At 66.9% G+C, this 21,458-nt stretch carries 24 protein-coding genes; 11 read left to right on the forward strand and 13 right to left on the reverse strand.

What is annotated here, in order from left to right; translation table 11 throughout:
• Positions 1 to 100: 100 nt before the first annotated feature.
• Entirely contained in the window at positions 101 to 571 is a 471-nt protein-coding gene (locus OG876_RS41475) for an ALF repeat-containing protein (RefSeq protein WP_328522217.1), read from the reverse strand.
• A gap of 483 nt (positions 572 to 1,054) precedes the next feature.
• On the reverse strand, positions 1,055 to 1,981 hold the full coding sequence (locus OG876_RS41480; protein ID WP_328522218.1) for a phosphotransferase family protein: 927 nt from the start codon (positions 1,979 to 1,981) through the stop codon (positions 1,055 to 1,057).
• A gap of 192 nt (positions 1,982 to 2,173) precedes the next feature.
• On the opposite strand from OG876_RS41480, the gene OG876_RS41485 reads away from it, so the two are divergent.
• The 3 genes from OG876_RS41485 (at position 2,174) to OG876_RS41495 (ending at position 4,606) form a co-directional block, all read left to right on the forward strand.
• Positions 2,174 to 2,398, forward strand: a complete 225-nt coding sequence (locus OG876_RS41485; RefSeq protein ID WP_328522219.1) for a hypothetical protein — start codon at positions 2,174 to 2,176, stop codon at positions 2,396 to 2,398.
• A gap of 579 nt (positions 2,399 to 2,977) precedes the next feature.
• A complete protein-coding gene (locus OG876_RS41490) occupies positions 2,978 to 3,478 on the forward strand; it encodes an AAA family ATPase (RefSeq protein WP_328522220.1) in 501 nt (166 codons plus the stop codon).
• Positions 3,479 to 3,724: 246 nt separating this feature from the next.
• Positions 3,725 to 4,606 carry an alpha/beta fold hydrolase gene (locus OG876_RS41495; protein WP_328522221.1) on the forward strand — a complete coding sequence of 294 codons (882 nt, stop codon included), beginning with the start codon at positions 3,725 to 3,727 and terminating at the stop codon, positions 4,604 to 4,606.
• Between the two features lie 346 nt (positions 4,607 to 4,952).
• On the opposite strand, the gene OG876_RS41500 is transcribed toward OG876_RS41495, so the two are convergent.
• Both OG876_RS41500 and OG876_RS41505 read right to left on the reverse strand, forming a co-directional pair.
• Positions 4,953 to 5,495 (reverse strand): AAA family ATPase, encoded by a 543-nt coding sequence (locus tag OG876_RS41500; RefSeq protein WP_328522222.1) that lies wholly within the window; start codon positions 5,493 to 5,495, stop codon positions 4,953 to 4,955.
• Between the two features lie 130 nt (positions 5,496 to 5,625).
• Entirely contained in the window at positions 5,626 to 6,573 is a 948-nt protein-coding gene (locus OG876_RS41505) for a transglutaminase-like domain-containing protein (protein ID WP_328522223.1), read from the reverse strand.
• Between the two features lie 732 nt (positions 6,574 to 7,305).
• Between OG876_RS41505 and smpB the strand changes: the two genes are divergently transcribed.
• A complete protein-coding gene (gene smpB / locus OG876_RS41510) occupies positions 7,306 to 7,785 on the forward strand; it encodes an SsrA-binding protein SmpB (RefSeq protein WP_328522224.1) in 480 nt (159 codons plus the stop codon).
• 314 nt (positions 7,786 to 8,099) lie between these two features.
• Here smpB and OG876_RS41515 read toward each other — a convergent pair whose 3' ends face one another.
• Positions 8,100 to 9,074 (reverse strand): hypothetical protein, encoded by a 975-nt coding sequence (locus tag OG876_RS41515; RefSeq protein ID WP_328522225.1) that lies wholly within the window; start codon positions 9,072 to 9,074, stop codon positions 8,100 to 8,102.
• A gap of 471 nt (positions 9,075 to 9,545) precedes the next feature.
• Positions 9,546 to 10,091, reverse strand: a complete 546-nt coding sequence (locus OG876_RS41520) for an AAA family ATPase (RefSeq protein WP_328522226.1) — start codon at positions 10,089 to 10,091, stop codon at positions 9,546 to 9,548.
• Positions 10,092 to 10,261: 170 nt separating this feature from the next.
• Here OG876_RS41520 and OG876_RS41525 point away from each other — a divergent pair, with 170 nt between their 5' ends.
• Positions 10,262 to 10,837: a GNAT family N-acetyltransferase gene (locus tag OG876_RS41525; protein ID WP_328522227.1), complete on the forward strand. Its 576-nt coding sequence runs from the start codon at positions 10,262 to 10,264 to the stop codon at positions 10,835 to 10,837.
• A 37-nt stretch (positions 10,838 to 10,874) separates the two neighbouring features.
• Here the strand turns inward: OG876_RS41525 and OG876_RS41530 are convergent, their stop codons facing one another.
• From OG876_RS41530 to OG876_RS41545, 4 genes are all read right to left on the reverse strand, one after another.
• Positions 10,875 to 11,255 carry a RidA family protein gene (locus OG876_RS41530; RefSeq protein ID WP_328522228.1) on the reverse strand — a complete coding sequence of 127 codons (381 nt, stop codon included), beginning with the start codon at positions 11,253 to 11,255 and terminating at the stop codon, positions 10,875 to 10,877.
• 199 nt (positions 11,256 to 11,454) lie between these two features.
• Complete coding sequence (locus OG876_RS41535; protein WP_328522229.1) at positions 11,455 to 11,844, reverse strand: hypothetical protein; 390 nt, start codon at positions 11,842 to 11,844, stop codon at positions 11,455 to 11,457.
• Between the two features lie 118 nt (positions 11,845 to 11,962).
• Complete coding sequence (locus OG876_RS41540; protein WP_328522230.1) at positions 11,963 to 12,205, reverse strand: TolB family protein; 243 nt, start codon at positions 12,203 to 12,205, stop codon at positions 11,963 to 11,965.
• Positions 12,206 to 12,517: 312 nt separating this feature from the next.
• Positions 12,518 to 12,793, reverse strand: coding sequence for a YggT family protein (locus OG876_RS41545; protein ID WP_328522231.1), 276 nt, complete (start codon positions 12,791 to 12,793; stop codon positions 12,518 to 12,520).
• Between the two features lie 352 nt (positions 12,794 to 13,145).
• On the opposite strand from OG876_RS41545, the gene OG876_RS41550 reads away from it, so the two are divergent.
• The gene (locus OG876_RS41550) at positions 13,146 to 13,700 is read left to right on the forward strand and encodes a hypothetical protein (protein WP_328522232.1); all 555 of its coding nucleotides are present in this window, start codon (positions 13,146 to 13,148) and stop codon (positions 13,698 to 13,700) included.
• Between the two features lie 302 nt (positions 13,701 to 14,002).
• On the opposite strand, the gene OG876_RS41555 is transcribed toward OG876_RS41550, so the two are convergent.
• Positions 14,003 to 15,475 (reverse strand): MFS transporter, encoded by a 1,473-nt coding sequence (locus OG876_RS41555; protein WP_328522233.1) that lies wholly within the window; start codon positions 15,473 to 15,475, stop codon positions 14,003 to 14,005.
• A gap of 87 nt (positions 15,476 to 15,562) precedes the next feature.
• On the opposite strand from OG876_RS41555, the gene OG876_RS41560 reads away from it, so the two are divergent.
• Entirely contained in the window at positions 15,563 to 16,198 is a 636-nt protein-coding gene (locus tag OG876_RS41560; protein WP_328522234.1) for a TetR/AcrR family transcriptional regulator, read from the forward strand.
• A 58-nt stretch (positions 16,199 to 16,256) separates the two neighbouring features.
• Here OG876_RS41560 and OG876_RS41565 read toward each other — a convergent pair whose 3' ends face one another.
• Entirely contained in the window at positions 16,257 to 17,510 is a 1,254-nt protein-coding gene (locus OG876_RS41565; protein WP_328522235.1) for a DUF4142 domain-containing protein, read from the reverse strand.
• A 119-nt stretch (positions 17,511 to 17,629) separates the two neighbouring features.
• Positions 17,630 to 18,376 carry an AraC family transcriptional regulator gene (locus OG876_RS41570; protein WP_328522236.1) on the reverse strand — a complete coding sequence of 249 codons (747 nt, stop codon included), beginning with the start codon at positions 18,374 to 18,376 and terminating at the stop codon, positions 17,630 to 17,632.
• Positions 18,377 to 18,460: 84 nt separating this feature from the next.
• On the opposite strand from OG876_RS41570, the gene OG876_RS41575 reads away from it, so the two are divergent.
• The 4 genes from OG876_RS41575 (at position 18,461) to OG876_RS41590 (ending at position 21,424) form a co-directional block, all read left to right on the forward strand.
• A complete protein-coding gene (locus OG876_RS41575) occupies positions 18,461 to 19,228 on the forward strand; it encodes a phytanoyl-CoA dioxygenase family protein (RefSeq protein ID WP_328522237.1) in 768 nt (255 codons plus the stop codon).
• A gap of 77 nt (positions 19,229 to 19,305) precedes the next feature.
• On the forward strand, positions 19,306 to 19,722 hold the full coding sequence (locus tag OG876_RS41580) for a cupredoxin domain-containing protein (RefSeq protein ID WP_328522238.1): 417 nt from the start codon (positions 19,306 to 19,308) through the stop codon (positions 19,720 to 19,722).
• A gap of 29 nt (positions 19,723 to 19,751) precedes the next feature.
• Positions 19,752 to 20,408, forward strand: coding sequence for an alpha/beta fold hydrolase (locus OG876_RS41585; protein WP_328522239.1), 657 nt, complete (start codon positions 19,752 to 19,754; stop codon positions 20,406 to 20,408).
• The gene (locus tag OG876_RS41590) at positions 20,408 to 21,424 is read left to right on the forward strand and encodes a phosphotransferase family protein (protein ID WP_328522240.1); all 1,017 of its coding nucleotides are present in this window, start codon (positions 20,408 to 20,410) and stop codon (positions 21,422 to 21,424) included. Before OG876_RS41585 ends, OG876_RS41590 begins: the two co-directional genes overlap by 1 nt.
• Positions 21,425 to 21,458 lie beyond the last annotated feature (34 nt).

Here is a 21,458-nt window from a genome sequence, read left to right on the forward strand (position 1 = left end):
TGGCCCCGTTGAACTGAGCCTTGTTTACCTTGGCTTCCCGGTTGGACTGAGCCCAGTCGTTCGGCTGGGCTCAGTTCGTCTGGGCGCACTGGCTCGAGTATTAGACCTCGAACTGGCCGTGCTCCAGGAAGTACCTCGCCGCTTCCGGTGTGTCCTCGTTGAGGGCCTGCTGGGCCGCTGCACGGACCGCCGCAGTGGTGGTCGGATTGGCAAGGATTCGGAAGATGGCGACCCTGTCGTCTTCGAACTGGGCGAGGCGGCAGCCGGTCTCCAGGAAGGCGCGCAGGACAGTCGGCGTGCCGTCGTTGAGGGCCTGCTGCGCCGCCTTGGTGACGCCGCGGTCGTTGTACACGCTCGCATAGTGGAGGGTGGTAAAGACGGCGACCCTGTCGTCTTCGGCCTGGGCCGGCCAGCGGTCGGTGGTCAGGAAGTTGCGCTGGTCCTCGATAGTGCCGTTCATGGCCTTCTGCGCGGCGGCCTCGACCGCGTAGCCCGTGCTCGGGTCGCCGATGATGTGCAAGATCGTGATCCGCACATCATCGTCGGACATCTCGTCGACCGGCGTGGTCACGACGTACGTGTCCGTGGGCGCCTGGCACGCGGTCGGTGCGACGACCGGGTCGGCGGCGAACGCGGGGGTGGTTGTCAGAAGCACTGGCGTCAAGGCGATTGCCGCGACAGCCAGGGCAACGTTGGTTCGTCTCACTTGTTGACCTTCCTTGTAAGCGTTGAGAGCACGAGAACTCTTTCGGATTCCTTGCGTCGAGATCTCGGGTCGTATGACGCCCAGCCGACGAAACAGCGAGGCAATCTGTGAGCCGCGCCCGAATGTGATCTACGTCTACCGCCCGCGGCGGCCCATGCTCCACGGCCAGAGCTTGCCGGCCCAGAGCGCAAGCTGGCTTCTGAATGTCTCCGAGGTCTTGCCGAGTTGGAGCGCTCTGGTGCAGGAATGCCTCGATTGTGCTGGTCACACACGGCCGCCCGGAGATCAGATCTGCGCCGCTGATGAGCGCGGTCCAGCGGGGCCAGGCACTCTTGATTCCGGACGTGGTCAGGTGGCATTCAGGAGAGTGGTGAGGTAGGCGTCGAGGCGTCGTTCGGCGGCTTGGGTTGTCAGGTCGGGTCTGCCTGCTGCGCGCCAGGCTTGGGAGATCAGGTCGATGTCTTCGGACATGGCCAGGGCGTCACGGACGAGCCAGTACTGGCGTTCCGCCGGATCCTCCGCGAGGGTGCCGCCGGCTGCTTCGTAGGCGTTGACGAACGCCAGGCCCCGAGCAGCGCCGTGGAGTACGGCGAGGTTGGTGGCGCAGTGCGCGACGTCCAGGTCGGCCGGACCCCAGCAGGGACTTGCCCAGTCGACCACGCCCGTGAGGCCCGTGATCGGTCCGTCGAACAGGACGTTGCCGGGTTGGAAATCCCGGTGCAGGTAGCGGCCTTCGTACGACGGCGCCGGCCGGCGGATGATCTCGATCGCGGCGGACCATGCCTGAGCGTTGGCGCCGGGCGGAGTGACGACGGTGTCGGCGGTCGTCAGGGTCCCGTAAGTGGGAGGCTGTTCGATGGGCTGGATGGCGTGGATCGCCACGAGTTCACGGGCCAGCAGCGGGATACGCGCCTCCACTCCCTTGTCCTCGAGGACTGCCCGACCCGGTAGATGCGTCATCAGCAGCGACGGGTGCTCGCACTCCGCAGCGAGGGGATCGACCCCGACCAACTCGGGAGCCGTCACCTCTGTTGCCGTAAGCATCGTCAGTGCGGCAGCTTCTCTGGTCAGGGCGTCGTTGGCATTGCCCACGCCGACGTACGAACGCAGCACCAAAGTGCGGGTGTCTCCGTTCAGACTGCCGATGGTCAACCGTCGTATCTCGGCGGTGATGCCGCCAGGCAGAACATCGGCGCCGACGATCCGTTCACCGCCCGCGAGGTGACTGGCCGCCCACGCCAGAGTATTCGGCCGGACAGCGGTGTGGTCGCTCATACCACCACCCCATCATTCGGGCAGCCCTGCGCGGAAACGGTTTTCGGTTCACCCGCGGCTCCTCCGCCGAACGGACAGCGCCACCCTCAGCTGTCTGGTAGACGCGGCGGTGTTCGATGTGGGCAGCACGATCTGTTTCGACGACGTGCAATCCGACGCCGCCAGCTCGCGGAGGTCCCCCGATGCCGCTACATGCTCGAGTTCGCGGAACACCAATCCCACCGCAGACCCCGACTCAATCTCCTGATCCCGCTGCCGGTGCGCTACGACCCGCCCGAGAAGCTGCACGGCGAACCGTTCCCGCACCTGTTCGTCCGCCGCATCGCTGCACCGAACGAGGTCTTGTCGCCGTCGGAGGCAGGACGGCTCCGCGTCGCCGTCGCGGCCTCGGCCGGCGCGGTGATGGACGTGGCGTAGAGCTTGGCGGTTCAGGGGCGACGACGGAGAGCCGATTCACTTCACGCCCCCACAACTTCCGGCGCCTGTTCACCACAGAGATGGTCTCCACTTCGAGGTTGAGGTGTCCGAGCAGGGTTGCGCGATGTGCTGCTGGAGCCCAGGCGCAGTGCTGCGGACTGCCACCGGTGAGGAGTGGGCCGAGTTCGAGAACCACTTCCTGCTGCGCAAAGGTTGCCCTCGGCGACTACCACCGACCGTACGGCACGCCCTGCGTCCACGAACACGCCTGTATGAAGTGCCGCTTCCTGCGAGTCGATCCGGCTCAGCTACCGCGCGTCAGGAGATGACGGCCAATGCGACCGAACGGCTCGCCGAGGCCCACCAGCGGGTACGGCGCGGTCGCCGCGAGCTCGGTGGGGTGCGTGGAGGTGAGCGTGTCTGAACGTGGTCGATCAACCGGGACCGGGCCGACAACTGGGAGCCCTGCGACAGCGCCGCCCGCACCTCTCGCGGTTCGGGGACAGCGGCGGCTGATACCGCGTGACCTCGATTCCATACTCCGTTGCTGCGGTATCGGGGATTCGGTTGGATGCGGAGATGGCATCGGACATCAGGCTGGTTCTGCTGTGTGGGACCTCGTTCTCCGGGAAGAGTACGGTGGCGCTGTCCCTGGCGCCGAGGCTGTCTGCGAGGATCGTGAGTCTCGATGAGATCAATGAGCGCCGCGGGTTGTGGGGTGGTGACGGTATCCCAGCCGAGGAATGGATCCGGACCCATGAGCTGGCCTCTGATGAGGTCCGTGGACTCCTAACCTCAGGGACGTCCGTCATCGTCGACGACACCAGTTCGCCGCGGTTCCTGCGCGACGGCTGGCGTTCGCTGGCTGCGTCAGCGCGGGCCCGATTCAGCCTGATCTACGTCGACGTGGATCACGCGACGATTCGCCGGCGCCGGGCCGACAATCACGTGGATCCGCGCCGGCGAGATGTCGCGGACGCAGTACTGGATCAGCACCTCGCCGAATTCGAGCCGCCACAGGACGATGAGAACGCCGTACGGGTGGAGTCTGCCGACGACCTGCAGGACTTGACGATCTGAAGGCCTCAGCAGCGGCGAGCGTTGCGAGGGCGTCGGCCGAGCGGGCGCCAGGCTCGGCTCCGGGCCTTGAGCAACTGTTCGTTCAGATCCCAGAAGCATTCTGGCGACCTTGGTCGATGTCGCGCGCCATGACGTGGGACGAAACGATCGGCGTGGTGCCGAAGGCGAGTCGGCGGCGTCTGCTTGCGAGTTGCCCGTAGAAAATGCAGTCGGCTCGCGTCGATGGATCGCCTATTGTCAGGTGTCATGACCGAGACGTTCGTGACCTCCGGTCCGCTGCGGTTGTGGACCGAACGGATCGGAGACCCCGATCATCCCGCCGTCCTGCTGATCGCGGGCGCGTCGGCTCAGGGCATCACCTTTCCCGACGCGCTGGTCGACCGCCTCGTGGTTCGCGGCTTGCAGGTGATCCGGTTCGACCATCGCGACACCGGGCGCTCGAGCATCATCGACTTCGACCGGCATCCCTACGGCCTGTCCGACCTGGCCGTCGATGCTCTCGCCATCCTGGACGCCTATGAGCTGCCGTCCGCCCACGTCGCCGGGGCATCGATGGGCGGCGTGATCGCGCAGTGGCTGGCCGTGCACGAGCCGGCCCGCGTACGCTCGATGACCCTGCTCTCCACGACCCCCATGAGCCACGATCCCGGCCCGGTGTGGCAACGAGCCATGGCCGGGCAACCCGCCGACCCCGACGACCTGCCCCCGCCGACGCCGCGTTTCCTGCAGCACATGGCCGACTCGGACGGCACCCCGCCGGGCGTGGAAGCCGACATAGCCATCTTCCGGGTCATGAACGGCGACGTCCGCCCCTTCGACGAACCGGCCGCCAGAGCGATGCTCCAGCGCTGCTGGGCGAGGGCTACCGACCCGTCCGCCGCCGCCCACCACGGCCTGATCGGCCGGAAGAAGGGCCCGGACCTGCTCACCCCCCTGTCGACGATCACCGCCCCGACCACGATCGTGCACGGTGACCAGGACCCGATCTTCACGCTGGCCCACGGCGAGGCTCTGGCCGCCGCCATCCCGGATGCACACCTGCACGTCATCCCTGGCATGGGCCATGTCTACTTCTCCCCCGGCCTCCCGGAGCAACTCGCCGACCTGATCGCCGTGGATACCCCGTAACCCGGAAACGGCAGCCGCTGTGGTCGCAGCCGGCCGCTCAAGCCAACAGGTCCCAGGAGTGCCATTCAGCGCCTGGAGATCGCTCGCCGACGAGCTCCCACCGATCGACGATCCCAACAAGCAGCCTCGACCCTTCTGGCCATTCCGGCTGTCGCTGCACTCGCGACCCGATCTGTCGAGATGGGGTGTGACTGAGGCGATCACGTGTGGCACAGCACAAGCTGGACAGCTGGTGCAATTTGCTCAGGCGGGCCGGCCTGCGATCTGACAGCGAGCGACGCCGACCCCCCGGAAGTAAGAACGTCCGCGAGTCGTTGGCAGCGGCCGCGCGACCATGGATGGCGCCCTAGCAATAGTCGGCGGTGAGCGTCGGCCATCGGTCGACGGCCCAGGCCAGCCAGGTCGTCCACCCTTCTGGCGGACAAGGACTGTCCACGCCGGCGAGCTCGGCGGCATCGGGTCGTTGGAACTGAGTACGCCACGCGACAACGTCAGCCTCGGGCATTGGGAACATCTGAGGCATGGTGGCCTCGCGATGCGCGATACGGGCGAGTTGGACATCCAGGTCAACGGGCAGATAGACCACCTGGCACGGCACCCCGGCTTGGCCAGCCAGCCAGCGCAGTGCCGACCGCTCGTCTCGGCTCCAGAGCCCGAAGTCGAGGACCACGCTGGTTCCCAGCCGCAGTGTCCGCAGCGCCGCCGTGATCATCCAGCCTTCCAAGAGGTCGCGCTTGCCGTCGGCTCTCAACGAGGTGCCGAACAAGGAAAGGTGCCACTCGTCCGGAGTCAAACGCAGCGCATCGTGTGCCCTTGCCAGCTCTTGAGCCCGGGTGGTCTTGCCGGCGCCGGGCAGTCCGACCATCAAGAACAGCGTGGCGACAGACATCGTTAGGTCTCCTCGAACATGACGCGCGCGTGAGCCTCGCCGACACCGAGACCGTGTCCGGCCCAGCGCAGCAGCAGTCACCGTACTTCGAGACTCGGGCGCAGCTGATCAAGGCACCTCGAGTCCAGCTCTACGTCCGCCCAATCCGACGCTTCCCGGGGAGCCTGGCGGCGTCACGTCGTACCCGACCATCCCGTGCCTGAGTGGGGGCAGCCGAGGGCGGCGGCGTGAGGTCGATCGTGACCGGTGGGTCCCCGTACGGCGAGAGTTGGGTGACTGTTTGAGCCGGTCGGAGCTTCGGGTCGGTCTGGAACTGCCGTTCCAGGTGATCTTCGGCCGCCAGATCACCGGCGTCGGCGGCCAGCAGCAGTCGGGCGACCTCGTCGGCGTCGGAATCTGTGATCCCAGTGCCGACCTCGTCCCACAGGAGTGCCTCGTGGCCGTACCGGTGCAGGACTTCCATGATCACGTACGTCCGGATGAATCCCGGACCGGATAGGTCCGACCCCGGAGCCACGCCATAGCGCGCGGGATCGAGGCGACCGGCACGATAGCCCGTACAGACTTCCGCGGCGGTCTCGAAGGGCGAGCCTTCACCGGTCGGCAGATCGCGTACGTCGAACGAGCGACTCCCCGGCTCGAGTTCGGGATCGAACCGCTGCCACCGGGCGCCGTTCCACCATTCGGCGACGACGTGATCACCGCGGAAGTCCGGAGCGAAGTAGCCGGTGAAGCCCACCCGGGTCCGCGCCGGGGTTTCCTGCTCGCGAAGAGCGGCGACCGCGAGCAGGGAATGATCACGACAGCATCCCGCTACCCGGTCGCCGGGCGGCCGTGGATCCAGCAGCGGGCCGGGATGCCGCGCCTGATCAAGGTCCAGAATGGTCGAGACCCAACGCGAGTTGATCTCGCGGCGACGGTCATCGCGGAGCAGGTGCGCCTCGGCGCGATAATGGAGCACGACATTGCTGACGGCCGTACAGATCTCCTCGATCCCGGACAGCTCACGGAGCAGCCGACCGTGCCGGCCCGGGTCGGAGAAAGCGGAATGTCGCGCGAGTCGGTCCCGAGTCGTCATGCGACGATCCTGCCCTGATTTCTGGCGACATTTCAGGCATTTCCAGCGGCGTCACCGCCGTCAGCCGCCGGCCGACTTCCCCGGCGACAGCGAAGGCTGCGAACCGACTGGGCTCGTCGCATATCTCCCGGTCGGATTGGGGCACCGGGCGAGTTGGATTCCTCCAGGAATTCCGACTGGTGTTCAAACCAGCAGCGCCTGCGGCCGCCGCGATTTGAAAGCTCACGCATATGAGGTGCGCGATGATCTCCACCAAATTCGATGTCGCTGCTGGCCGGTGATGCTGGTGGTCAGATCATGGTGTGGCTGAGCCGGTAGGAGGTGCTGCCAGTTTCGATGAGGTTGCCGCTGAAGGTGACTCGGTCGGCGATCGCGGCACAGAGTCTGGGGCGGGTTCTGCCCCAGCCTCACCGGGCGGCTTCCGCGCGCCGTACTGCCGTGCACATATCTCGTCGCCGGGATACTAGAGACGTGAGGCGACTCGGAAGGCAGTCCTGGAAATGAAGTAGCTCGCAGACCTGCTGTCCCTCATCGGCTACTGGCGTCGACGCCCAAAGCGCGCACCGCCGCCTGTTGCGCAGGTCAGCCGCCAGGGGATCGGCGTACACGCCGTGGGGATCGTTGTTCTGACGGGCTCAGGTGAACAGCTCAGGCATCGTTGCGGCGACGTCTGAGCGGGGCGCAGGTGACTCCCATGACCTCCCTGGTGGGCTGTGGGGGCAGAATCGTCGTGTGAAGAAACCCGAGACCGACCCGGTGGTGGCGCGCAACCGTAAGGCTGCCCACGACTATCAGCTGGGCGAGTCTTGGGAGGCGGGGATTGTGCTGCAGGGCTTGGAGGTGAAGGCGCTGCGTGCCGGGCGGGCGTCTCTGGTCGGCGGGTTCGCCGCTGTCGAGGACCGGGAGATCTGGCTGTACGGCGTGCACATCCCGCAGTACTCCCAGGCCCGCTGGTTCAACGACGGCTCACGCCGCAAGCGGAAACTGCTGCTGCATCGTGCCCAGATCGACAAGATCGAGCGCAAGGTCAACGAGAGCGGGCTGACGATCGTCCCGGTGACCCTCTACTTCAAGGACGGTCGCGCGAAGGTGGAGATCGCCCTGGCCCGCGGGAAGAAGACCTGGGACAAGCGGCACACGCTCGCCGAACGCGAAGCCACCCGGGAGGCCGAGCGCGCGGTCAGCCGCCGACTGAAGGGCCGCCCGGACTGATTAGCGGCGAGGACGTCGGTTGGCTTACTGAGCCGACTGACGAAGCCCGAGTCGGTCTTGTGTCGAAGATGGCGGAGAGGCCTGACGAACCAACCACTGATCGGATTCGCCACGCCAACGCACTCTTCAGAAGCCAGTCGGTTGCAGAGCATGACAAGCGATCCACCGCTGGGCGACGAGGTTAGGCACGTGGGTTGACGGGTCAGGTGTTGTCGGGTGCGCGACGGAGATGTTCGGACGGCTGGCTGTCGCCTGGGACGACTAGCTGGGGTTGGTGCCCGGCGGCCGGTGGGCGGTCGCCGGGCGGGCGGGGCTCAGACCAGCGCGTTCTTGTAGAAGATGCTGGAGCGCCGGTGTTCCTTCTTGCCGGTGGCGAAGCCGATGAACAGGCGGACCTCGCCACCATCGGTCTTGTAGATCGCCAGGCCCTCGGGCTCGCGGTGCCAGAGGGTGAGGCCGGCCTTGGTGAGGACGGGCTTTTCCTTCACGGTGCCGGTGTTGATGTTGATGCTGCTGATCTTGGTGTTGCCGACGCCGGTGGGGTGGCCGTCGCCGGGGTACGGGTCACCCGTCAGGTAGTATATGTACGAGCCGTAGAGGGCGTAGCCCTGCGGAGTGCCGGAGATCGTCGGCTGCTTGAAGTCGACCAGCGGCGAACCGAAGCTGCGCGTCTGGAAGGCGGACAGGGGGTACACGGCGATGCGCTTGCCGGCGCTGCTCTGGTAGCGCACGATCATGCGCTGGTAGACCGGGTCGACGGAGCAGGTGTACTCGCTGGCCCCGGGGATCGGCCGGTAGGCGGCCGAGGCAGCCGGCGAGCCGAGGGTGGTGTTGGCGGCGTATGTGACGGGGGTGAGCGCGGTGCCGAACCCGTTCTCGTTCTTGGCGCACTCGATCCACAGCTCGGTGACATTACCGCGCGGCAGCGCGGCGAAGGCGACGCCGTGGCCGAAGCCATTGAGGTGCATGTACGACTTGTAGTTCCCGTGGAAGTCCATCTTGCTGATGCACAGGTTGCCGTCGGACTCGGCGGCTCCGACCCGCTTGGTTGCCACGAACAAGTACTTGTGCACCCAGTCGAAGGCGAAGCTCTGCTGGACCCGCGGACCGTGCGTCCGCGCGGACCGGAACAGGTCGTACGACGGCTGTGTGAGATCGAACCGCTTGGTGGTGGTCACCGCGGAGGCGGCCTCCGCGGTGGCGCCGAGACCGAGCGCGGCGAGCGAGGCGCCGGCTCCCGCGCGTATGAGGGCACGGCGGGAGAGGAGGAAGCCAGGGGCGTGGTTCATACGTACTCCAAGGGTTTAGGTGGGGGGATACATGACGGGCGGCAGGCGGTGGCCGTCCGTCCCGTCTGCCTTAGGCAGAAAATCAACCGGCTCGAGCGCAGCCGCACTATTTACAGCCAGCCAAGCTTCCCTCTGCTTCTCAACTGGTTCACAACTGACTTTTACTCACGAATTGCGCCAAGCCCGCCTCATGCTGATGGGCGCGGTTTCACCGAGCTTCATTCGTGAGCTTCCTTCACTGTTCGTCTTTCATTCCGCTTGACCCCCAGCCGACGAAACAGCCTGGGCAAATGTGAGCCACACCTGAACGTGATCTACGTCTCCCGCCCGCGGCGGCTGTCGACATCGCACGACATGCGGCGGGAGCATCTGCGCGGTGTGGAGGTCACGGACTTCGCGCGCGTGTGGCTGGCGGCCGAGCGGCGAGCCGCCGCATCGCGGGCGGCTAGCGGGGCAAAGCCGCCGTACGGCCTATGCCTTCAGATAGACGTCGACCTCGGCCAGTAGTTCGGACAGCGGTCGGTGCATGTCCAACTGGAGGTAGTTGTCCGAGGGACGTTGAACACGGTCCGTCGAACCGCGGAAAAACGCCTCCCCGTCCACCGGCTCGTCACCCAGGTCCACCGGCGGAATGTCCACGCCGCGACGGTGGCTTCTGAGCCGTGGCCGCCGACCGAGCCTCTCGTCGAGGAGTTTCAGATCATGAATCTGGCACTCGATGTACCTGTACCTCGCATCGTGCGCCCTGGCGATTTCCATGCCCTCGTTCAGGATCCTCGGCCAAAAGCACGGACTGTCCATGATCACAGGATGTCCCTGGCCGAGCATCTGACGAGCCAGCGCGTACATGGTCTCGTACGCCGCCGTGGCACTAGCCGCGAGATCGAAGCCCGCATCGAGAACGGCGGTCTTGATGACGTCGTAGTCAACGGCAACCGCACCAAACGTGTCTACGACGTGGGCGGCGACAGTGGACTTCCCAGAACCCGGAACGCCCGACATCTGAAGCAGGAACATCGCTCCCAAGCCTCCACTCGTCGCTGCCGCGGCGCCTCGACCACGACATCTGCATGCCTTACGGCCAGCCACCCTAACAATGCGATTGTCGTCGCGCCCGCCCATGGACATGATCGCTATTACGTGTTCGGTTGTCTGACCGCTCCTCATGGTGAGGCAAGATGGCACGCATGTCTCTGCCCTCGCCCACGTTGCATACCGCTCGTCTGCTGCTGCGTCCGTTCACCGACGCGGACGCAGATCACCTCTTCGCGTTACACAGCAACGCGTACGTGCTGCGCTATTGGGACTCGCCGCCGTGGGGCGAACGTGCGCGCGCCCAGCGCTTCATCGCGGCTTGCCGGCAGATGGCGGACGAAGGCACCGGGGCGCGGCTGGCAATGGACCGTGTTTCCGACGGTGCCTTCATCGGCTGGTGCAGTCTGACCCGGTGGAACCCGGACTACCGCAGTGCTGCGTTGGGCTACTGCCTCGGTGATGCGGCATGGGGTCAGGGATACGCGACAGAGGCCGCGCGCTCTTTGCTGCGGTGGGCATTCGACACGCTGGACCTGAATCGAGTCCAGGCCGAGGCCGATACGCGCAACCTGGCCTCTGCCCGTGTCCTGGAGAAGCTCGGATTCGTGCGTGAAGGGACGTTGCGGGAGGACTGCGTCGTGAACGGCGAGGTGTCGGACTCGTGGGTCTTTGGTCTGCTGAGGCGCGAATGGCGGCCGCCGTCCGAGCCAGGTGTAGCCCCTCTGTGACATTGGCTGTGGGTTCGCCTGGCTGGGAGTGGGGCGGTTACCCGACGAAGGCGGTCATCCGGATCGAGACGAGCAGACCTGGCAGGTCGACGTCCAGCTTGGCGACGTAGCGAGTCGGCGGCTCAGTCGGGAACCACCGCGCGTATTCCTCGTTCAGGCCGCCGAAATCGGCTGGGTCCGTGAGCAGTACACCCACCTCGAGAACGTCCTCCAGGCTGGCGCCGCCGGCCTGCAGGATGGCCTCACAATTCGTCAACGCCTGCCTTGTCTGAGCTTGGATCGTGTTCTCGACGAGACTGCCGCTGCTCGGATCGATGCCGACGATGCCCGACACGAGCACGTGGGGCCCGGCCTTGACTCCCTGGCTGTAGAGTGGCGAACTCGGCGCGTTCGCGGTCGTGATGATCTGCCGTCCCATGACGGTCCTCCTGTGTCTCCCGCATTCCCTGCGCCAGGGCAGCATCGCACGGTTCAACGTCCCAGCATGCTCAGATGCCCATACACGCTGCCCAACCCAGGCGAGCGCATGGCCTGAAAAGGTGGCCTGGTCTACGCCGCCGAGTGCGGCACGGTCGCCTTCACCGTGCCGCACTGCGGCACGTTCGTCTGGCTGCGCCTCAGGTGCCGCTGATGATGTCGAAGGCACAGTTCCAGGGCTGCCCGGACTGGCCGTCCTGCAGGCAGTTCACGATCTTGACGTCCGCGCTCTCGCGCACGACGTCCTGAGTGACGATGACCAGGGTGCCCACACCGGTGCCCACGTAGATCTTCGGGAACTTCTTCCAGGACCCGTTGGCCTGCTTGACCTCGATCCACCCCGCGACTCCGTGCGAGTCCTTCTCGGTGTCGTAGACCTGAACCTTGTCACCGTCGTCGTGGTAGCTGGTGAAGCCACCCGCGCCGAAGACAACGCCGGTGTCCGCCTGGGAGGACGGTGCGGCGACGGTGATGGCGCACGCCGCCGCTGCGATGGTGGTGATGGCCGTGAGGATTCGTCGCTTGGACAAGAGAAAGCCCCCCTCTAACTAAGAGATGAACGGCGCCCGATCTGGACTGCCCGTTCACTGACGAGTCAGGAGCATACGGGGCTTCGAGCGGTCGGCGCCGCCGCCAGGCCGTAGGTGGTCAGCCGATGGGAGCGATTCCCCAGGCGAGTTGATCCACACTGGTGAGGCCTGTCGGAATCATCGTCTCCCGGTGGCCGTCCGCGGACATCACGAACAGATCCGTGCGGCACAGGTCGGGATGGTTGCGGCTGCTCATGAACGCGATCCGGGTGCCGCTCGGCGAGTACGCCGGAACCAGACTGAACAGCGGGAACGGCGTCTCCGTCAACTGCTCGGCGTGGTTGCCCGTCGGCGAGATCACCCAGACATTGCCGCCCAGTCGGCAGCAATTGGTGGAGATGGCAATCCGACGGCTGTCCGGGGATCAGTTCGGGTGGATCGCTTGCAGGACAGGAGGACTGACATCGCGGACGTGGCTGCCGTCAGCATTCGTCACGTACACCTGGGAACTGATCCCGCCCGCGCCGAACCGGATGAAGGCGATGTGACCATCGGGCGCCACCGCGGCCAGAAGCCGGAGGACCCGGGCTTAGGGAACGCGGTCAACGGGGTCAGGTGTGTCACCGGCGCGGCAGCACCAGGAACGGTTCGGCTTCTAAGAGCGGTCCTGGTTCTACAGGCTGAAGGCGATTGAGCGCAGGATCAGGGCGGCGATGAAGACTGCTGTGAAGGCCAAGTCGATCGCCACACCGCCGACGCGCACCGGGCGCAGTACCCGCCGCACCCGGCCGATCACCGGCTCCGTCCAGGCGTGCGTCAACTCGCGGGCCCGGCTCGCCCACTGAGGTCCGTTTGCCAACACACCCGTCCAGTCCAGCACCATCCGGGCCAGCAACACCAAAATGAACGCCGACAGGGCGTACCCGACCAGGGCTCCGATCAGGCTCATGATCAACTCCTCCTTGGCGGCCACACTGGCCGTCTTGCCAGTATCAACGTTGCCGGCCACCTAGGAATGTCCCCGTCGCCATCTTCTTAGCGGACTATCAGGCAAACCAGGGCCCAGGGGCCGCCGTAGCTTCAGCGTCCGAACGCCCAGGCCACCATCAGCGGGAACTCGGCTTGCCACTCATCACAGCTCCAGTAGGCCGCCGGACGCAGTGCGGCTGAGGGTTTGGCTTTGGCGTCGGGCCGACGGTGGGTGTTCGTCGGCCATCCGTGGTGGCGGTGGTATCGAACGTCGGGTGATCCATTCGATCGACCGGTCGACCGATCAGCATCTCCTGGGAAAGGAAACAGTCATGCAATACACGCGCACATCCGGCCGCTGGCGGCGGTCGGTGAAACGGCTCGCCGCCGTGGCGGCCGTGTTGGTCCCGTTGGGTGCGGTCTCGGTCGTCACTGCTGGGCCCGCCCATGCAACTGCCTGCCGGACCAACGGTCAGGTCTATCTGACGTCGGTGGCTCCGGCGAGCGTGCGAACCGAGGACCAGCCCGTCGACGGTGGCACCGACGACTACCAGATGTTCGCGGGCGACTGGACGTCGTTCCAGGTCGGCGGCAACGGTCTCCGTTCGTACACATCGCCGGCATGGACCGTCGAGAGCAACGTCAGCGGGTCGTTCGTCTTCAACGGCCGCGTCGCCGGAGGCAACTGCGTCGCGAACGAGACGACGGTCGGCCTCGCCAGGCACACCGTCGCAGGTGAGGTCTGGACGGTCCGCGCCAGCTACATCACGGGCAACTCGGGGCGGTTCATCCAGCACCAGGCGCACTTCCGCGTCTTCTTCGTCGACCCGCCCCCGCCCGACCCGTGGTACTGGCAACCGTGCTACTACGCCGAGGCGTGCTTCTGAGCCAGTAAGTGCACCTGTGCGAGCCGGGCCGCGGAGCGGCTCCACGGGTCCGGCCGCCAGCAGTCCAGCAGTTCCGACCCAACAACGAGCTGAGGAGGGTCAGCATGTCCACGACACCCGAACACCGAACGATAGTGGCGATGTTGGCCGCTGGCAGGCCCGTTTGGTACGTCGCTGCAGTGATGAAGAGCGACCGCCACTACGTCTACACAGTTGGTGCTCAGCACGGCTATCCGGATCGTGCCGCGATGAGGCAGTCCCTCCAGCGGCTGGCCGATCACGACAGCCGAGGTCGGGTGGGGTCAGTGCTCGGCGCCGGCTCGGGCGGTCTTGGGGAGGAGGAAGCCGAGTGCGAACGCGAGTACGATCCCGCCGACGGTGGCGAGGAGCGCCGCCTGGGTGCCGTCGAGCGCGGCCAGGGCGCGGGTCGCAGGTCCGGCGTGCGCCACCTTGCCCATGAAGATGGTCCCGATCACCGCGATACCGAGCGCGATGCCCACCTGCTCGAGCGAGCCCAGCATGCCCGTGGCCGAGCCAACCTCCTCGTCCCGGACGCCGCTCAGGATGATGTCGAACAGCGGGACGAAGACCATGCCCATCCCGGCCCCGCCGATCAGGTTGGGGATCGCGAGATCCCAGTGCCCGACGTTCAGGCCGGTCAGCGCCAGTACGCCGTACAGCCCGATCAGTCCGAGCGCCATCAGCGCGAGGCCGATGTGAAGCAGCTTTCGGCCGTACTTCTGCATCGCGATCCCGGACGCCGCCGAGCCGACCAGCGCTCCGAAGGCCCAGGGCGCCATCGCCAGGCTCGCGTGGATCGGGGTGTAGCCCAGGCCGACCTGGAGGAACATTCCCAGGACGAACGTGCCGGCCATCGCACCGAAGAAGACCACCGCGAAGAACACGCCGGACAGGTACGAGCGGCTGCGCAGCAGCCGGGGCTCGATCAACGGGGTCGCGCCGCTGCGCTGCCGGCGGGACTGGTAGACACCGAACCCGGCGAGCACCGGCACCGAGGCGACCAGCAGAGCCTTCGACCACAGCGGCCAGCCGATCTCGTGACCCTGCACCAGCGGGTAGACCAGGGCGACCAGGCCGGCGCCGGCGATCAGCAGCCCGGGAATGTCCAGCGAGATGCGGCGGCCCGTGGGCTGGTTGCTCGGCAGGTACTTGGCCGCGACGACGAAGGTGAAGATGCCGACCGGGATGTTCACCAGGAAGCTCGCTCGCCAGCCGGTACCCATCAGGTCCGCGTCGAGCAGCGTGCCGCCGACGATCGGGCCGATCACCGCCGACAGACCCATCACCGGACCGAAGAACCCGAACGCCTTGGCTCGCTCGGCCGGTTCGAAGAGGTCCCGGGCCAGTCCGAAGCCCTGCGGCAACATGATCGCGGCGAACGCGCCCTGGGCGACGCGCGCGGCGATCAGCATCTCCGACGACACCGCGAGGCCGCAGAGGAACGAGGTCACGGTGAACCCGCCGACGCCGATCAGCAGCGCCTGCTTCCGGCCGACCAGGTCACCGAGGCGGCCGCCGACGAGGAGCAGGACGGCCAAAGCCATCGTGTACCCGGCCGCCATCCACTGCAGGCTCGCGTAGGACCCGCCGAGGTCGGCGCGGATGGCGGGGCCGGCGACGTTCATCACGGTCGAGTCGAGCAGGTCCATCACCGACGCGGTGATGACCGCGGAGAAGGCGAGCCAGCGGTTGCGAAGGGGCGAGGTGGTCTCGAGGACGGCTGCGCTGCTGGGGAGTTCTACGACTGCGGTCATGATCGGCTCCACGTCCAAACGGAACGAACTGTTCTGTTCCAACTCTAGCGGAACGGAGCATTCCGTTCAAGTGGTAGTCTTGGTGACATGACGAGAGCACTCAGTGGCCGGCAGGCGCAGGCGGCCCGTAACGACGAAGTGATCCTGGCCGCCGCCCGGGCAGTGTTCGTCGCCGATCCCGGCGCCCCGATCTCCGCGGTGGCGGAGCGCGCCGGCGTCGGTATCAGCGCGCTCTACCGGCGGTACGCGAGCAAGGAGGAGCTGCTCCGCAAGCTCTGCAGCGACGGGCTGGCCCGGTACATCGAGGAGTCGGAGAAGGCTCTCGCCGATGACCGTGAGCCGTGGGTTGCGTTCGGAGCGTTTCTGCATGCGCTGGTCGACGCTGACACCAACTCACTGACCCAGCGGCTGGCGGGAACGTTCACCCCGACGCCCGACCTCTGGCAGGACGCCGCCCGGGCGGCTGAGCTGAACCAGGCGATCTATGCGCGGACGAAGGAGTACCTCCGGCCGGGGATCGTGGTCGAGGATTTCGGGGTGATCCTCGAGCAGATCACGTCGATCAAGCTCGGCGACGAGGCTCGGGCGAACCAGCTCCGGCATCGGTACCTCACCCTGATGCTGGAGGCGATGCATCGGCCCGGAGAACAACCGGGCGGCGCGCCGGAACTCCCGGGACCGCCGCCTACCAATGACGAACTGACCGACCGCTGGCGGGTCTGACCGGCGGGGCGCAGGCCGTGCGCCAACTTGCCCAGTGTTGCCCGGGGCAAGTGACTGCTCAGGTTTGGTTCAGGGGGGTGGCGTAGAGGACCAGGTTCTGGGTGTAGTGGTGGGTTTTGTGGTTGTAGGGGCCGGTGCAGGTGATCAGGGCCAGGCGGGGTTTGGCGGCGCCGTGGAAGAGGTCGGGGGGTAGGGCTTCCTGGTTGTAGATGCGGCGGGCGACTATTTCGTAGCGGTGAGGGCGGCCGTCGCCGGCTGTGACGGTGACTTTGGTGCCGATCGGGACGTTCCACAACGGGGCGAAGACGCCGTTGCCTTGGCGGGCGGTGTCTACGTGGCCGACGAGGACGACGGTGCCGCCGGCTGAGCCCGGGCCGGCGCCTGGAGCCCACCACCCCACAGAGGTTGGGGACTTCGGGACCTGGAGCTGGCCGTCGGGGGCGGTTGCGACCGGGGTTACCGAGGCGTTGACGAAGCCGGGGAGGGTCAGGTGGGTTGGCGGGATCGCGGCTTCGCGTTCTGCTGCTGCGGGGGCGGCTTGCGGGACCTTGCCGGCGTCGCCGGGCGGCCCGCTGAGGACCAAGGCGGCGCCGATGACGAACGATGAGAGGCCCAGGAGGTGCCGGCGGGCTCGGATCGGTTTGCCGGCGAGGAGGAGGATCCCGAGGCCGAGCAGGACCAGACCTGTCAGCGAGCGTATCGCCTGGGTGTCGGCCATTTGGCCGCCGTCGCCGGTGGGCACCGTCGGGGACTGGGTCCCGACGTGGCAGGGACCTTTCACCATGTCCTGATGCATCTGGATCACCGGCTGGGCGCCTTTGGCCACTGACTTGACGGCGGGCTGGGTGCCGTTCGCCAGCTCGGCCGTGATCAGCGTCTCGTACTGCTGGTGCCACTCCCGTTGCAACGCCAGCCAGGCGTCGTCGTACCCAGAGGTCCCGGCCTTGGCCGCGAGGGCGTCGAGTTGTTGGCGCTGTGCCAGCGAAGGGATGGGGACCAGCCCGACCCCGAGTTGGCTTGCGGCCTCGAGCTCCTGCGCGGCCAGCTTGCGATGGTCGCGTTCCAGGATGGCGCCCGCCTGCCGCACGCACGCACTCTTGCCTTGGGTCTTGGCAGCCACACTGGCCTGGATGATCGACAGGTTGAGCTGGTGGGCAGAGTTGAGGTAGGTGACATCTTGTTGCGTCGTCGTCGCAATCGCCGCCTGCGCCGTTCCGAGCACGCTCGCCACGACAAGCAGCAGGAACGCCGACCAGCGGGCGATCGCCAACTGTCGGTGAGAAGCCGAGCCTGCGTCCTGCTGCTGAGGCACCCCTACCTCCCAGCGTGCTCAGACGTCGGCGCTTGGGCCGACACCTCCAGCGTGATTCGTCGTACCGATGACAGTAAGGCGGTGAGCAGTCCCGGTCCAGCGATCCGCGAGCCGCGGCATCATTCCACGGTGCGCAGAGCGCCTGGGGATGAGCCGGTCGCGGCCTTGATGTGGCGGCTCAGGTGGCTGACGGAGTCGTAGCCGGTGAGGTCTGCGATCGCCTGCAGCGGCAGGGTGGAGTTGCGGATGTGGCCCAGGGCGTGGCGCAGGCGGACGTGCTGGAGTGCTGCACGCGGGCTGGTGCCGCGGAGCCGGGCGAAGGACGCTCGGAGGCCGGACGACGAGATGCCGAGTTCGGCGGCAACGGTGGCGATCCGGATCCGCGCGGCGAAGCGTTCCTCGAAGATCCGTTCGGCTTGTGCGACCAGTTGCTCCGCCGCGGTCACCGGCGACGTCGCCGCAGCGCGGCGCAGGAGGAGGTCGAGTTCGGCGAGCAGCAGTGTGCAGAGCCGGTCGCTGTCGTCGGAGGGCTGAGTACTTTCGCGTACGAGCGTGTCGAAGACCCGGCCAAGACTGCGGTCGCCGTCGTCGAAGCAGATGCGTGGCCACGGCGAGTTGGCGGCGGCGTCGACCTGCAGGAAGCGGTTGGCGTAGCCGGTGCGGCTCAGCTCGGCGTGCCATGTCCGCGGAGGGGTGAGCAGTACGGTCCCCGGCGTGGCGGCGTACGTCGCGTCGCCGACCGGGCAGGTGATCCGCCCGCGCACGTAGTAGACGAGCTCCCACGAGGTGTGCGCGTGCGACGGATAGTCCTTGCCCGGCCCGGCGGTGTGGATGCCGGCGCCGAGCAGCTGAAGCGATTCGTGCATAACCACTGTCGCCTTCTGCATTGTTTCGCGAGCAGGTCGCCTCGATGCTGGCATCGATTCGTGCATCTGTGAAGGAGTGCTTGGATGGATATGACGACCGCATTGCGCGACCTCGGCGTGACCGGCGACGTACTCACGCAAGACGAGAAGGATCGTCTGGATCGCGACGGATTCCTCCCGCTGGAAGGTGTCCTCACGCCGGAGGAGGTGTCCGGGTTCAACAAGCGGCTGGCGGAGCTCACCGCCGCCGAGGGCGACCGAGCCGGCCTGGAGGTGCACCAGGAGAACGGCACCGACCGGCTCGCCGACCTGGTCAACAAGGATCCGAAGTTCGAGGTGTGCTTCAGCCACCCACGCGTGCTGGCCGCGATGAAGCATGTGCTCGGCGAGTTCAAGTTGTCGTCCCTGAACAGCCGCGCGGCACATCCGGGTCAGGGGCACCAAGGCTTGCACGCCGACTTCGGTCACCCGGTCGAGCCCGGCGCGTACGAGGTGTGCAACTCGATCTGGCTGCTCGACGACTTCACGCCCGAGAACGGCGCGACGCGCGTCGTACCCGGGTCGCACCGGCGCGGAACCATGCCCGGCGACGAGATGGCCGACCCAGCCGACGAGCACCCGGAGCAGATCCAGCTGACCGGCAAGGCTGGAACAGTCGTGGTGTTCAACAGTCACCTGTGGCACGGCGGCACCCAGAACCGCACCGACCGGCCGCGCCGGGCGATGCACTCCTACTTCGCGCTGCGTCATCTGCCACAGCAGCTCGACCAGCAGGCTTACCTCCGGGTCGAGACCTACAAGCGGCTGACTCCCGCACAGCGCTTCATCCTCGACGTCACCGGCACCGGCTGAGCACCCAGGCATTTCCAACCGGGTACCTCCGGCGTAGCGTCCCGAATAGCCGCGTGTTCCCGCTGAATGAGGCAGACATGAAATCCTCGGGACGACCACTCTTCGTCCTCGTCGCGGTGCTGGCGCTGCTCGCCCTGGCGACCGGCTGCGGCGGCTCGGACAGCGGCGGAGCGAGTCCGTCGGCGACTGCGGCGCCGCCGGCGACCAGCGGTTCGGCCACGACCAGCGGTTCGGCGGCTCCCAGCGGCGGCTCGACGGTCGAGATCAACAACTTCATGTTCACGCCGATGAGCCTGACCGTCCCGGTCGGCGCCACGGTGACCTGGAAGTTCGACGACTCGACCCAACACACCGTCACGGCCGATGACAACTCGTTCGCCTCGGCGCCGATGGGGAGCGGCCAGACCTACACGCACACGTTCACCACCGCCGGCACGGTGCCTTACCACTGCTCCATCCACCCGTCCATGACCGCCACCATCATCGTGAAGTAGGCGGACCTGCTGGGTGGCAGGATGCGCCTATGCGACTGTCTGTTCGGACCCATGGGCCGCTCGACGCTCAGGCGATGGTGTTGTTGCATGGCCTGACATCGGATGGATCGTCGTTCGACGGGGTCGTCGAGACGCTTGCTCAGAACTGGCGGGTGTATGTGCCCGACCAGCGGGGCCACGGTACGACGGGGCCGGCGGAGGCGTATGCGTTCGAGCTCCTGGCTGCGGACCTGGATGAGTTCCTAGAGGAGCGTGGACTCACTGCGCCGGTTGTGGTCGGGCACTCGATGGGTGCGGTCGCGGCGTACCTACACGCGGCCCGGCGTCCGGACCGTACCGGCCCGCTCGTGCTCGTCGAGCCACCGCCGCCGTTCCCCCAGCGCCGGCCGGTGCCGGAGCGCCCGGACGAACCGCTCGGGTACGACTGGGACGCGCGGGTCGCCCTGGTCGGGCAGGTGAACTCGCCCGATCCCGGCTGGTTCGATGAGCTTGCCGAGATCCGCGTTCCCACGCTGGTGCTCGGTGGCGGGCCGACCAGCCCTTTCCCGCAGGATCAGCTGCGCACGATGGCCGACCGGATGCCTCGCGGTTCTTTCCAGGAGATCCCGGTCGGTCACAGCGTGCATCGAGAGGCACCAACGGCTTTCTTGGCGGCCGTCACCACCTTCCTCGACACTGCGATCTGATGGTGACCTTCTCGGTAGCCGAAGTGAGCCAGGCACTGGGTGTTCCGGTGATCGGTGTCGACGTGGTCGAGACGTTCACGGCGTCGTCGGCCGAGGTTGCCCGGCTGCGCCTCCGGTTCGCGGACCGCCCGGACCTCAGCGTGATCGGCAAGCACGCGACCGGTACCGGCGCGGTCGGAGCGCGCCGCGAGGTCCGGTTCTTCGAGCAGCTCGCGCCGCGCTGGGATCATCCAGCACCTCAACTGGTAGGTGTCAGTGACGCCGGCGAGGGTGGACGCATCCTGCTGCTGAGCGAGGACCTGAACGCGGCCGGCTATCGCTTGCCAGGCGTCGGCGTCTCGGAGGCACAACTGGGCGGCACGATCGAAGCGCTGGTGGGCCTGCACGCGCGATTCTGGAACGACGTCCCGTTCGACGTGCTCGACGCCGCGCATCCCGAGCCGTCGGCGACCAGTGTGGCGCAGGCCTGGCCGCCGGAGGTGATCACGCAGCATGCGACAGCCGTGCGGGCCGAAGCTACGACCTTCTTTGCCTCGGCCAATGAGCTCGACGCTGCCGAGCGCTCACAGCTCGACGAGGTTCTCGCCGCCTGGGTGCGGCAGTTCCACGCACGTGTGGCCGACGGCCGGGCGATCACGCTGATCCACGGCGACTTCCACTTCCTCGGCAACGTCTTCTTCGCGCCGAACGACGTACGCCCGAAAGTGATCGACTGGTCGGAGGCGAAGCCGGGCCTCGGGCCGCACGATCTCGCGTACTGCCTCACCGTGGTGCCCGCCGATGACCGGCTCGCACGGGATCGGGTCCTGCTGCGGCGCTACTGGGAAGGTCTGCGCGGCGCAGGTGTCGACGACTACAGCTGGGAGCTCTGTGAGTGGGACTTCCGGTTCTCGGTGTTCTGCAATCTCTTCCAGTCGGTCTTCCAGCGCAGCGTGAAGTGGTACCGGAAGTCGCTGGCAGCGATCGACGCACTCGACGCCCGCACGGCACTGGCCGAGCCACCGCCGGTGCGCTGACCTCCCGGGCCTGAAGCCCGGGAGGTCCGCAGGT

It is taken from the genome of Kribbella sp. NBC_00359 (assembly GCF_036097425.1).
Classification (GTDB): Bacteria; Actinomycetota; Actinomycetes; order Propionibacteriales; family Kribbellaceae; genus Kribbella.